9 protein-coding genes are annotated in these 12,614 nt (G+C 72.3%); 1 reads left to right on the top strand and 8 read right to left on the bottom strand.

Annotated elements, in window-relative coordinates:
- The 7 genes from CGE01nite_RS12555 to CGE01nite_RS12525 form a co-directional block, all read right to left on the bottom strand.
- Complete coding sequence (locus CGE01nite_RS12555; protein WP_141371274.1) at positions 1–2,241, bottom strand: polyribonucleotide nucleotidyltransferase; 2,241 nt, start codon at positions 2,239–2,241, stop codon at positions 1–3.
- A gap of 272 nt (positions 2,242–2,513) precedes the next feature.
- Entirely contained in the window at positions 2,514–2,783 is a 270-nt protein-coding gene (rpsO, locus tag CGE01nite_RS12550) for a 30S ribosomal protein S15 (protein ID WP_048341468.1), read from the bottom strand.
- 140 nt (positions 2,784–2,923) lie between these two features.
- Complete coding sequence (locus CGE01nite_RS12545; protein WP_170210969.1) at positions 2,924–3,967, bottom strand: CAP domain-containing protein; 1,044 nt, start codon at positions 3,965–3,967, stop codon at positions 2,924–2,926.
- 168 nt (positions 3,968–4,135) lie between these two features.
- Positions 4,136–5,125 (bottom strand): bifunctional riboflavin kinase/FAD synthetase, encoded by a 990-nt coding sequence (locus CGE01nite_RS12540; protein WP_048341470.1) that lies wholly within the window; start codon positions 5,123–5,125, stop codon positions 4,136–4,138.
- Positions 5,126–5,231: 106 nt separating this feature from the next.
- A complete protein-coding gene (locus tag CGE01nite_RS12535; RefSeq protein ID WP_141371272.1) occupies positions 5,232–8,579 on the bottom strand; it encodes a glycoside hydrolase family 9 protein in 3,348 nt (1,115 codons plus the stop codon).
- A 158-nt stretch (positions 8,580–8,737) separates the two neighbouring features.
- Positions 8,738–9,730 (bottom strand): tRNA pseudouridine(55) synthase TruB, encoded by a 993-nt coding sequence (gene truB, locus CGE01nite_RS12530; RefSeq protein WP_141371271.1) that lies wholly within the window; start codon positions 9,728–9,730, stop codon positions 8,738–8,740.
- Positions 9,727–10,326 (bottom strand): TetR/AcrR family transcriptional regulator, encoded by a 600-nt coding sequence (locus CGE01nite_RS12525; protein WP_048341472.1) that lies wholly within the window; start codon positions 10,324–10,326, stop codon positions 9,727–9,729. Before CGE01nite_RS12525 ends, truB begins: the two co-directional genes overlap by 4 nt.
- A gap of 91 nt (positions 10,327–10,417) precedes the next feature.
- On the opposite strand from CGE01nite_RS12525, the gene CGE01nite_RS12520 reads away from it, so the two are divergent.
- Positions 10,418–11,935, top strand: coding sequence for a DHA2 family efflux MFS transporter permease subunit (locus tag CGE01nite_RS12520; protein WP_082156135.1), 1,518 nt, complete (start codon positions 10,418–10,420; stop codon positions 11,933–11,935).
- A 108-nt stretch (positions 11,936–12,043) separates the two neighbouring features.
- Here CGE01nite_RS12520 and rbfA read toward each other — a convergent pair whose 3' ends face one another.
- The gene (gene rbfA / locus CGE01nite_RS12515; protein WP_048341473.1) at positions 12,044–12,493 is read right to left on the bottom strand and encodes a 30S ribosome-binding factor RbfA; all 450 of its coding nucleotides are present in this window, start codon (positions 12,491–12,493) and stop codon (positions 12,044–12,046) included.
- Between the last annotated feature and the right edge of the window lie 121 nt (positions 12,494–12,614).

Here is a 12,614-nt window from a genome sequence, read left to right as displayed (position 1 = left end):
TCAGGCGTCGGTCGTCGCGGGCTCGACCGTCTCGTCCGCGGGCTTCGCGTCCTCGGCGGGCTCGTCCACGACCGCGTGCAGCGACAGCTTGCCGCGCGGGTCGATCTCGCCGATCTCGACCTGGACCTTCTGGCCGATGGCCAGCACGTCCTCGACGTTCTCGACGCGCTTGCCGCCGACGAGCTTGCGGATCTGGCTGATGTGCAGCAGACCGTCCTTGCCGGGCGAGAGCGAGATGAACGCGCCGAAGGTCGTCGTCTTCACGACGGTCCCGACGAAGCGCTCGCCGATCTCGGGCATGTGCGGGTTGGCGATCGCGTTGATCGCGGCCCGCGCGGCCTCGGCCGACGGACCGTCGGTCGCACCGATGTAGACCGTGCCGTCGTCCTCGATCGAGATGTCGGCGCCGGTCTCCTCCTGGATCTGGTTGATCATCTTGCCCTTCGGGCCGATGACCTCGCCGATCTTGTCGACCGGCACCTTGACCGTGATGACGCGCGGGGCGAACGGGCTCATCTCGTCGGGCGTGTCGATCGCCTCGGAGATCACGTCGAGGATCGCCAGACGCGCCTCCTTGGCCTGAGTCAGCGCGCCGGCCAGCACCGAGGCGGGGATGCCGTCGAGCTTGGTGTCGAGCTGGATGGCCGTGACGAACTCGCGCGTGCCGGCGACCTTGAAGTCCATGTCGCCGAACGCGTCCTCGGCACCGAGGATGTCCGTGAGCGCCGCGTAGCGGGTCTCACCGTTCACCGTGTCGGAGACGAGGCCCATCGCGATGCCCGCGACGGGCGCACGCAGCGGGACACCGGCGTTGAGCAGCGACAGCGTCGAGGCGCAGACCGAGCCCATCGACGTGGAGCCGTTGGAGCCCAGTGCCTCGGAGACCTGGCGGATCGCGTAGGGGAACTCCTCGCGGCTCGGCAGGACGGGCATGAGCGCCCGCTCGGCCAGCGCGCCGTGACCGATCTCGCGACGCTTCGGCGAGCCCACGCGGCCCGTCTCACCGGTCGAGTACGGCGGGAAGTTGTAGTTGTGCATGTAGCGCTTGCGCGTCTCGGGCGACAGCGTGTCGAGCTGCTGCTCCATGCGGAGCATGTTCAGCGTCGTGACGCCCAGGATCTGGGTCTCGCCACGCTCGAACAGCGCCGAGCCGTGGACGCGGGGCAGGACCTCGACCTCGGCACCCAGGGTGCGGATGTCGCGCAGGCCGCGGCCGTCGATGCGGAAGCCGTCGGTGAGGATGCGCTGACGGATCAGCTTCTTCTGCACCGAGCGGTACGCGGCGGAGATCTCCTTCTCGCGACCCTCGAACGCGGCGGCGAGCTCGGCCTGGACCTCGGCCTTGATCTCGTCGAGCCGGCCCTCGCGGGTCTGCTTGTCGGCGATGCTCAGTGCCTCGTTCAGGCGACCGGTCGCGGCGGCCTCGACCGCGGCGAACACGTCGTCCTGGTAGTCGGGGAACGTCGGGAAGGCCTGCGTCTCCTTGGCAGCCTTCGCGGCGAGCTGCGACTGCGCGTCGACGAGGACCTTGATGAACGGCTTCGCGGCCTCGAGGCCCTGCGAGACGATCTCCTCGGTCGGCGCCTGGCCGCCCTCGTTCTTGATGAGGTTCCACGACTTCTCGGGCGCCTCGGCCTCGATCATCGCGATGGCGACGTCGTCACCGACGACGCGACCGGCGACGACCATGTCGAACGTCGCCCGCTCGCGCTCGGAGTAGCGCGGGAACGCGACCCACTGACCGTCGACGAGCGCGATGCGCACGGCGCCGACCGGGCCGGAGAAGGGCAGGCCCGACAGCTGCGTCGAGATCGACGCGGCGTTGATGGCGAGCACGTCGTACGCGTCGTCCGGGTGGATCGCCAGGACCGTGATGACGACCTGGACCTCGTTGCGCAGACCCTTGACGAAGAGGGGACGCAGCGGGCGGTCGACGAGACGGCACGCCAGGATCGCCTCGGTCGAGGGACGGCCCTCGCGGCGGAAGAACGAGCCGGGGATCTTGCCGGCGGCGTACTGCCGCTCCTCGACGTCGATCGTCAGCGGGAAGAAGTCGAACTGCTCCTTGGGGTGCTTGCCGGCCGTCGTGGCCGACAGGAGCATCGTGTCGCCGTCGAGGTACGCGGCGGCGGAGCCGGCGGCCTGCTTGGCGAGGCGGCCGGTCTCGAAACGGACGGTGCGGGTGCCGAAGCGACCGTTGTCGATCACGGCCTCGGCGAACTGGATCTCGGGACCCTCCACGGGTGCCCTCCTTGCTCTCGAAGGCGCCGGCCGGTCCCGGCGGTCTTCGATCGAGGCTCACGGAGCGAGGCTCCGGGGGCCACTACCGAGGACCGGACAGGTGGACCGACGCGGTGGGTGATGCGTGTCGAACGTGTGGTGCGTGCTGCTCGGACGAGCAGCTGAGCACGCCGACGATCTTGCCGGGGTGCTGCCGGGCCTGTCGCGCGACGCGCGGGCCCGACATGCGGACCAGCCCGGGCCCCCGCGGGGGCCCGGGCTGGTCCGGAAGGTCAGCGACGCAGACCGAGGCGCTCGATGATCGAGCGGTAGCGGTTGATGTCGATCTTCTGCAGGTAGCCGAGCAGGCGACGACGACGACCGACGAGCAGCAGCAGGCCGCGGCGGCTGTGGTGGTCGTGCTTGTGCTCCTTGAGGTGCTCGGTCAGGTCCTTGATGCGCTTCGTGAGGACAGCGATCTGCACCTCCGGGGAACCGGTGTCGCCCTCGTGCGTGGCGTACTCGGTCATGATGGCCTGCTTGGTGGCAGCGTCGAGGGACACGGCTCTCCTTGTTGATCTCGTTGCGCGGTGCGCCGGGGCACGTCCACCCGGGCTCTCTCGTTCCGCGGCCGTTCTGACGGCTACGACAGACTACCAGGCACGAGCCCGCACCGAAGCCCGCCCTGACGGGGGCGACGCGGTCAGGCCGTGGGGTCGTACAGCCGCACGACGTAGCTCAGCGACCGCGACGACCCACCGGTGATCCCCGAGACCGTCACGCGGTACTGGATCGACCGCTTGCCCTGGGGGTCCGCGACGCCCTTGACGCGGAACACGAGCGTGTTCGGCCCGTACCCGACGACGGGCGCGTACTTCTTGACCGTGAGCGTGCGCGCCACGTTGCCCGACGACCACAGCCGCTGCACCTTGACGGTCGCCCTGGAGAAGCTGACGTTCGGGTCGGACGACGACAGCGACCAGCGCCCGTTCGGCTCGAGCTGCTCGGGGAACCAGCCGCGGGCGGGCCACTCCATCCAGGTCGGCCTGGCGACCGACGAGGACGTGCCGAGGCCGATGACCGTGAGCGCGTTGGCCGAGGGCGTCGAGCCCGTCGCGATGCGCGTCGTCGTCGGGTTGAGGATCCACCGGCGGTGCCCGACGGCCGTGTTCCCGTCGCCGGGGTCGACCATGTACGCGGCGATCGCCTTGGCCCCGCTGGTGCCGAGCGCGAGGTTCGAGACCCCCGCGGCGCTCTTGGCGTCCCGGGTCCAGCAGTGCGGGAACTCGCTCGGGGTGGGCGAGTGCGACAGCTTGCCGTTCGCGTCCATGAGCAGCGCCGCCTTCTGCGCCGCTCCGCTCGCGTCCGCGTCGAGCTCGACCGGCGCCAGCTGGACGAGCGCGCGCATCGCGTTGACCGTCGTGAGCGTCGCCGTGCGCGACGCGTTCGACTCGCGGCCGGCCGAGCACGACCCGACGCTGCCGGTCCAGGTCACCGGGACCTTGAGCGCCTCCGCGATGCGGGAGGTGTAGAGGCGCGTGACCCAGGCCTTCGTCGGCTTGACGTCCACGCTCGCGGCGACCGCCCCGGCCGCCGCGACGCCGCCCCGCTGGGCGCTCGTCGGTGCTGCGACCGTGGGTCCGGCGACGACGGGTGACGATGCGACGACCGGACGCTCGGACCGGGCCTGCGCCGGCGCGAAGGCCGTCGCGAGGAGCGCGCAGGAGGCGACGGCGCAGAGCAGCACGCGAGTGCGACGGTGGGCCACACGGACCTCCGAGGGGCGACGACAGGGCGAGGACCCCGTGCGGGGCCCCTGCTCCACCATCGGCACGCCTGGCGGGCGACCTGAGCCGGCCGGTTCAACAACTGGCTGACCTGCCGCTCGGCGCTCCCGCTGGCACAGCCCGCCGCGTCACTGCGCGGGGGCGAGCACCTCACGCACGCGCTCGACGTCCGCGTGCATCTGCACCAGCAGCTCGTCCACCGAGTCGAACCGCAGCGTGGGACGCAGCCGCGCGACGAGGTCGAGCACGACCTCCTCGTCGTACAGGTCGAGGTCCGTGCGGTCGAGCACGTACGCCTCGACGCGGCGCTGCACACCGTCGAACGTCGGGTTGGTGCCGATCGAGACCGCCGCAGGCAGCGGTGCGTCGTCGACGACCGGGGTCCCGTCGGCGCGGCGCGTCCGGCGCAGCCACCCCGCATACACGCCGTCCGCGGGCACCATGCCGATCGCGTCCTGCGCGAGGTTGGCCGTCGGGAAGCCGAGCTCGCGGCCCCGTGCGTCGCCGTGCACGACGATGCCGCGCAGCCGGTGGGCCCGGCCGAGCACGTGCGCGGCCTGCTCGACGTCGCCCGCCGCGAGCGCCTCGCGCACCCACGTCGACGACCAGCGACGGTGCGGCGCCTCACCGTCGGGCGCCTCGGGGGGTGTGATGTCGTCGATCACCTCGACGTCGAACCCGTACCGCCGGCCGAGCTCGACCATCGTCGACAGGTCACCCGAGTTCTGCCAGCCGAACCGCACGTCCCGTCCGACGACCACGGTGCGCGCCCGCAGGCCGTCGACCAGGTAGGTGCGCACGAACTCCTGCGGCGACTGACGCGCGAAGTCGAGCGTGTAGTCCAGCAGCAGCACGGCGTCGAGCCCGGTCTGCTCGAGCAGGTCGAGCCGGTCCTCGTCGCCGGTGAGCAGCGGCGGGGCGTCATCCGGCCGGTGCACCTGCAGCGGGTGGGGGGTGAACGTCACCGCGACCGCGGCGGACCCCTGGGCCCGCGCGTCCGCCGCCATGCGGCGCAGCACGCTCGCGTGCCCGCGGTGCACTCCGTCGAAGTTGCCGAGCGTCACGACCGTCGGACCGAAGTCGGACGGCACGTCGGCGAGGTCGGTCCAGCGATGCACCCGCCGATCATGCCACCGCGTCACGGTCGGGCGCTGCGCCGTCCCGTGGCGCGGCCTCGTCGTGCTGCCTGCGGGGCAGCGACGACGAGGCCGCGCACGTGGTACGTCACCTGGGGCCGCGGACCAGGGTGACGGACGCCTCGTCGGTCGTGGCCGAGCCGGCGTCGTTGGTGAACACCGCGCGGTAGCGGTCCCCGTCGGTGCCGGGCCCGACGACGAGGCTCAGCGCCGTGCCGCACGCGTGGCGCAGGTCCACCCACCGCGACGAGCCGCGCTCGCGCACCTGCCACTGGATGCGCGGCACCGGGTAGCCGCTGGCCGCAGCCCGCAGCGTGACGCGCGTACCCGCCTTGCCGCTCACGGACGCCGGGTGCGTGGTCACCTGCGGCGCCGCACGCTCGATCCGCAGCGTCGCGGCGTCGGTCGCGACCGAGCCGGACGCGTTCGTGAAGACCGCGCGGTACTGCGTGCCGTCAGTCGCCGGGGACGCCTTGACGGTCAGCGTCGTGGACGTCACCCCGCGGACCGTGGCCCAGCGACCCTTGCCGTGTCGCGACTCCCACCGCACGGTGGGCGTCGGGCTACCCGTCGCGGCCGCGACGAACTGCACGGTCGCGCCAGGTGCGACCGTCGCGTCCTGGGGCTGGGTCGTGACGGCCGGCGCGGCCGGCACACCCTTGGCACCGAGGTCGGCGACGAACGACGCGACCCACGACATCGGCGCGTTCCAGTTGATCGTCAGCTCGTTGACCGACCACGCCTCGATGTCGTCGACGTAGCACAGCTGCGGCGCGCACTCGTGGCCCGCGGGGTAGAGCCGGTTCATCACCGGGTCCCACGTGCCGCGCTGCGAGTTGGGACCACCCGAGACCGTGCCCGGCGGCGGCGGCACGAGCCACCGGCTGTGCTGGTGCGACGAGAACTCGGTGCCGTACCCCGTGATGTACGAGTTGTTCAGCGCGTTGCGGCCGAGCAGGTAGTCCATCGACTCGAGCACGGCGCGGGCGTACGCGGGGTCACCCGTGAGGTCGTAGGCCGTGGCCAGGACCACCTGGTTGTTGAGCACGGCCGAGTTCGAGCCCCACTCGTACGAACCGTCCGCCTGGCCCGGGTAGGCCTGGCCGAACGCCTCGTCGCCCTGCCACGCGAGGTAGGTGTCCGCTCCTGCGACCACCGAGGCACGGATGGCCTTGCGCGTCGGCAGGTTGTTGGGCACCGTCGCGAGGTCCATCCGCGCGAGCGGGGCCACGCTCCCCCACGAGAACCCGGTGCGCGACCAGATGTCGGAGGCCGCGAGCGGGCTGGCGAGCACGTCGGCCTTGACGTCGCGGTCGCCCGTGGTCAGGAAGAGCTCTGCGGCCGCCCAGTAGAACTCGTCGGTCACGTTGGCGTCGTCGTACGGGCCTCCGCCGTTCTGCCCCGCCGTCACCGGCGCGTACAGGTCGGGCACGCGCTTGGCGGCCGCGTAGGCCGTCCGCGCCGCGGTGAGCAGCTTCTGCGAGTACGCCTTGTCGTACGTGCGGAACAGTCGCGCACCCTGCGCCGCAGCCGCGGCGAGGTTGAGCGTGGCCGCCGTCGACGGGCGGTGCAGGCGTCGCAGCTGCGGGTCCTGCGACGGCAGGAGCCCGAGCCCCGTCCAGCCCACGTCGTGGATCTTGTGGTGCACGAGGCCGTCGAGCGAGCGGGAGTCCGTCGCGGAGACCGTCATCCCCGAGCCGGCGGGCACCTGCATCGCGAGCAGGAAGTCGAGCTGCCAGCGCGCCTCGTCGAGCACGTCCGGCACGCGGTTGCCGCTCTCGTCGCCGGGCACGTCCAGCGTGGCGTCGCCGAGGGCGCCCTTGACGGCGTTCTTCGTGTGCAGCGTCCGCTCGTACATGCCGAGCAGCTGAGCGACCGCGATGCCGCCGTTGACCACGTACTTGCCATGGTCGCCCGCGTCGTACCAGCCACCGACGACGTCGAGCGAGTACCCCTCGGGGCACGCCCACGTCCCGTACGACCACGAGCCGCCGTCCTCGGCGGAGGTGAGGCACGCGACGTCCAGGTCACCCTTGTTGACCCCTCCGTCAGGCCCGGACACGTGCCCGGCGGGCCGGTCGTACCGGTCGTCCGGGACGTCGACCGCGATACCCGATCGCACGGGGTAGAAGTAGTTCAGCGCGTCGTAGCGCAGCTGGTCGTACAGCGTCGCCGAGATGGCGAACGGGTCGCTGCGGTCCTCACCGACGACGAGCGTGTACCCGCTTCCCGGCGTGCTGAAGCTGCTGAAGTCGATCGTCTGGACCGCGAGCTGCGACGTCGGGTCGACGCCCGCCGGGGTGGCCTCGCCGGAGGCGACCACCTGCTGCGCCGCGTCCTGCAGCTCCCACGCGAGGGGCTCGGCGGCGTCGCTCACGACCGTCGCGTTCTTCGGCCCGTCCGGCAGGTAGCCGAGCTGGTTGACCCGGACCGGGCCGCGCACGTCCGGCTCGTACGGCGGCGGCGGCGTGGCGACCTTCTGCAGCGAGATGCTCGTGATGCAGAAGGTGAAGTCGCCGCGAGCACCCATCTGCAGCGCGAGCTGGCCCACGCCGACGGTCGGGTCGGACGACTCGGCCGGGAACGTCAGAGGCGACGTGAACGCCAGGACGTGCTCCTGCAGGTCGGTGGTCAGCTCGGTGTTGTCGACGAACGCGGTGCGCCACGGCTCGGCGTTCTCGCCGACGATCGTGCGGATCGTCGCTCCGTTGCTCGCGCTCGCCGTGTACGCGAGGCGGTAGTTGGCGTCCGCCTCGATCGGCAGGCCGTTGAGCACGAGGCCCGCGTACTGGCCCGAGCTGTCGAGGACCTCGAAGCACAGGGGCTCACCCTCGCCGGGCTCGGACGTGACGGTCCAGCCGTTCGCGCTCCAGCCCTCGGGCAGCACACCGTCGAAGCTCGTGTCGGGGAGCAGCTCGACGTCCCCGCTGAGCTGGAAGTCGTCGAGGCAGAACGTGTAGTCGGCCGCCTGCGCGCCGAGCTGGAAGGAGAGGTTCCCGTCGCCGCTGAACTCGGGCGTCCAGGAGAACGCGTAGTCCTGCTTCTCCTCGGTGAGGGCGACGGTCGACGACACGTCGTCGGGCCACCCGATGCCGGCGCGCAGGTTCACCGAGACGGGCGCGGTGGTGTGCGCGGAGAACGACACCGTGTAGGTGCCGCCCGCCTGGAACGCCACCCCGTCGTGCTGCGCCGCGACGTCCCAGGGGTTCGTCGTCCCGGCGGGGACGACGACGCAGAGCTCACCGTCCACCACGGACGACGACGAGTCGCCGCCGTAGCTGTACCAGCCCTGCGTCCCGTCGGCGAAGTCGTGCGGGGACTCGACGGGATTGGCGAACGCTCCGGGCGCGACTGCGGCGGTCGCGACGAGGGCCGCGGCCGTCAGGCCGGCGGACAGGGCGGCCGTGCGCGCACGGCGACGGAACCAGGAAACCACGTTGTCTCCTTGAGAGGCCTGACAGCGCTTGCCCCGGGAGCGGACGGAGCTCCCGATCGTCGCTACGCGGAACGTACCAGGACATACGGGACGCCGAAACCGGTCCCGGACCGCCTGAACCGTTTAGTTCACCCGTCCAGCCGTCGCCGATCGCGGGATCAGGCGACGGCGAGGACGAGCACCGGCCGGGCTTTGCCCTCGCGCAGGCGCAGCAGGGCGACGAGGCGTCCGTCCGGGCCGATCGCCGCGACCGTCTGGTCCGGGTCGTCGGTGACCGACGGCGGGTAGGCCTCGATCCCCTGGCCGTAGCCGAGCGCACGCTCCTGGGCCTCGGTCACGTCGTACACGGGGAAGGTGCCGCGTGCCGCGTCCGCGAGCGGCATCACGTCGAGCGGGACGTCGTCCGGCGTGCGTGCGAGCTCGTCGAGCGTGCGCGCGTCGTCGAGCCGGTAGCCGCCGACGCGCGTGCGCCGCAGCGCGACCAGGTGCGCCCCGACGCCGAGCGCGAGGCCGAGGTCGCGCGCGAGCGCCCGCACGTACGTCCCCGACGACACGACCGTGCGGACGTCGACGTCGAGCACCCGCACGTCGTCGGCCGACGCCTCACGCATCTCGCCGACGACGAGCTCGGCAATCGTCACCGGGCGCGCCGCGAGCTCGACCTGCTCCCCCGCCCGGACGCGTGCGTACGCGCGCTCACCGTCGACCTTGATCGCCGAGACGGCACTGGGCACCTGCATGACGTCGCCGGTGAGCCCGCGAGCCGCCGCGACGATCTCGTCGCGGGTGAGGTGGTCGGCGTCCTGCGCGCGCGTGACCTCGCCCTCGGCGTCCTCGGTCGTCGTGGCGACGCCCAGCCGGATCGTCGCGGTGTACTCCTTGTCGGCGCCGACCACATAGGTCAGCAGCTTCGTGGCACGGCCGACGCCGACGACGAGCACGCCCGTCGCCATCGGGTCGAGCGTGCCGGCGTGACCGACCTTGCGTGTGCCTGCGAGTCCGCGCATGCGCGCCACGACGTCGTGGCTCGTCCAGCCCCCGGGCTTGTCGACGATCACGAACCCGTCCGGTGCGGTCGGGCGCCGTCGTCGTGCACCCTCGTCCCGCTGCCGGCGCGCGCCGGGCGCGCGCACCTCGGGCGCTCCGCTCATGCCTGGGCCCGGCGGGTCGCGAGGACCACGCAGTCGATCAGCGCGTCCATGCCGGCGTCCTCGCCGCGGTGCGCGTCCGCGTCGACCGCGACGAGCACGTTGAGGAGCATGCCGAACGCCACGAACTGCCGCGCCTCGTCCGGCTCGGCGCCCGTGCTCGCGACGAACAGGCGGTACGCCTCGCCGAGGCAGTGCCGCGCGACGCGCCCCACCTCCTCGTCGGCGCTCGCGATGAAGCCGTGCATCAGCAGCCGCAGCAGGTCCCGGTCCTCGATGAGCTCGAGGTAGGCACGTCCCATCGCCTCGCCAGGGTCGGCCTCCTGGGCGGCGGCGGTCAGCACCTCGATGACCTCGCCCGCCGCCTGGCGGTACACCTCGACGAACAGGTCACGCTTCGAGCCGAAGAGGCGCACGACGTACGGCTGCGAGATCGCCGCGGCGCGCGCGACCTCGTCGGTCGTCGCCGCGAACCCACCCTCGGCGAACACGTGGCGGGCCGCCAGCAGGATCTGCTCGCGGCGCTCGTCGCCCGACATCCGGACGGCACGAGCGGACTCCTTGACGGCGACCTCGCTCGGCACAGCGCTGCTCGACATGGTTGACAGGTTATCAGCCGATGCCTACGGTCGGATCTTGTTAGTAATCACTCAATGCCAACAGATCGACCTCGACCGCAGGGAGCACCCGATGACCACGTCCCGCCACGACGAACCGCCCACCGCGGTGCGTGCCCCTCGCGCACGCCCCCGAGCGGCCCGCACCGGCATCGCGCTCCTGGCCGCGTCGCTGCCGATGTTCATGGCGACCCTCGACAACCTCGTCATGACCACGGCGCTGCCCGTGCTGCGCACCGAGCTGTCCGCCTCGCTGAGCGAGCTCCAGTGGATGATCAACGCGTACACGCTCGCGTTCGCCTCGCTCATGATCGCCGCGGCGACCCTCGGCGACCGCCTCGGCCGACGCCGCGTCTTCCTCGTCGGGATCGGGGTGTTCGCGCTCGCCTCGATCGCCTCGGCGCTCGCCACGACCCCCGAGGCGCTCATCGCCGCGCGTGCGGTCCAGGGCGCCGGCGCAGCCGCGATCATGCCGCTGTCCCTCACGCTGCTCGCGGCCGCCGTGCCGCGCGCACGCCGCGCGATGGCGATCGGAGTCTGGGGCGCGGTCTCGGGTCTCGGGGTCGCGCTCGGGCCCGTGATCGGCGGAGCGGTGGTCCAGGGCATCTCGTGGGAGGCGATCTTCTGGATCAACGTGCCCGTGGCGCTCGTCGCCGTGCCCCTCGTGCTGCGCGTCCTTCCCGAGTCGTTCGGTCGTCGTCAGCGCATCGACCTGGTGGGTCTCGCGTTCGCCGGCACCGGCGTCCTGGCGATCGTGTGGGCGGTCGTGAACGGCAACGACGACGGCTGGACGTCCGGCAGGGTGGTCGGGGCGCTCACAGCAGGCGTCGTGCTCCTGGTCGCGTTCGTCCGGCGTGAGGCGTCCACGGACCACCCGTTGGTCCCCCTGCGGCTGTTCCGGGTGCGGTCCTTCGCGGCCGCGAACGGCAGCTCGTTCCTGTTCTCGGTGGGCGTGTTCGGCACCGTCTTCGTGCTCTCGCAGTACCTGCAGATCGCGATGGGCTACACGCCCCTGCAGGCCGGGCTCCGGACGCTGCCCTGGACCGCGGCTCCCATGCTCGTCGCGCCGATCGCCGGGATGCTCGCGCCGCGGCTCGGCGTGCGCCCCCTGCTCACGGCCGGGCTCGCGCTCCAAGCAGTGGGCCTCGCGTGGCAGGCCGCCGTGATCGGGGACGCGACCGTGTACGCCGACATCGTGCCCGGCCTGGCCCTGGCGGGGCTCGGCATGGGCCTGACGTTCGCACCGTCGGCGACCGCCGTGCTGGCCGACATGGTGCCCGACGACCATGGCACCGCGAGCTCGGTCAACGCGACGATCCGCGAGGTCGGCGGGGCCGTCGGTGTCGCCGTGATCGTCGCCGTGTTCCAGGCCGCCGACGGCACGCTCACGCCCGACGGCTACGCGCAGGGGTTGCGGCCCGCGGCCTTCGTCGGCGCGGCCGTGGTCGCCCTCGGCGCGGTCGTCGCCGCGCTCATGCCCCGCAGCACGGGCCGCATCACGCCGGAGGCGCCGACCCTGCCGGTCGACTCGGCAGATCTCGCACGCGTGGCCGACGAGAACGACGACGAACCCGCGCTCGCCACGCGCTGAGAGCGCCCGGCGCCCGGAGCGAGACGCCGTGCACGCGCGAGGGCGGCCCGACCTGTGCAGGTCGAGCCGCCCTCGTGATGTCGCCGGACCGCCGCGGTGCGGGATCCCTCAGGCCTCAGCCTCGTCCGACTCGTCGTCGTCCTCGTGCTTGCGGTAGGGGTCGGCCTCGCCGGCGTACGTCGCCGACTTCGCCAGCGCCTGCACCTGCGCGTCGCGTCGGGCCGCGTCGGCGAGCGCCTGCTCGAGGTGCGCCGCGGTCTCGGGCACCGCGTCGAGGTGGAAGGCGAGCGTCGGCGTGAGCCGGATGCCCGTCTGCTTGCCCACCTCGGAGCGGATGATGCCCTTGGCTGACTCGAGCGCGAGGGCGGAACCCGCGCGCTCCTCGTCGTCCCCGAGCACCGTGTAGAACACGTCGGCGTGTTGCAGGTCCCCCGTGACACGGACGTCGGTCACGGTCACGAACCCCAGGCGCGGGTCCTTGACCCGGGTGTCGAGCATCTGCGCGACGACCTGCTGGATCCGCTCCGCCAGCTTGCGTGCACGGGCACTGTCCGCCATCAGACTCTTCCTCTCACACGACGGCCGTCCTGGAGCCCTCCCCAGGGGCAGGGCTCGGCGAGGGTGCGGTGTGCGCACACGGCCGTGGTTGGACCTGGCGGGCGGCCGCCCCGTGAGGGGC

Source organism: Cellulomonas gelida, assembly GCF_006538725.1.
Taxonomy (GTDB): domain Bacteria; phylum Actinomycetota; class Actinomycetes; order Actinomycetales; family Cellulomonadaceae; genus Cellulomonas; species Cellulomonas gelida.
The sequence above is the reverse complement of the archived record's forward strand: the minus strand, read 5'-3'. Positions and strand labels throughout refer to the sequence as shown.

What these genes read in the sequence shown, in the direction of transcription:
- truB (WP_141371271.1), bottom strand. Translation starts at nt 9,730, where the DNA reads ATGAGCGGAGCGCCCGAGGTGCGCGCGCCCGGCGCGCGCCGGCAGCGG.
- CGE01nite_RS12525 (WP_048341472.1), bottom strand. Translation starts at nt 10,326, where the DNA reads ATGTCGAGCAGCGCTGTGCCGAGCGAGGTCGCCGTCAAGGAGTCCGCT.
- CGE01nite_RS12520 (WP_082156135.1), top strand. Translation starts at nt 10,418, where the DNA reads ATGACCACGTCCCGCCACGACGAACCGCCCACCGCGGTGCGTGCCCCT.
- rbfA (WP_048341473.1), bottom strand. Translation starts at nt 12,493, where the DNA reads ATGGCGGACAGTGCCCGTGCACGCAAGCTGGCGGAGCGGATCCAGCAG.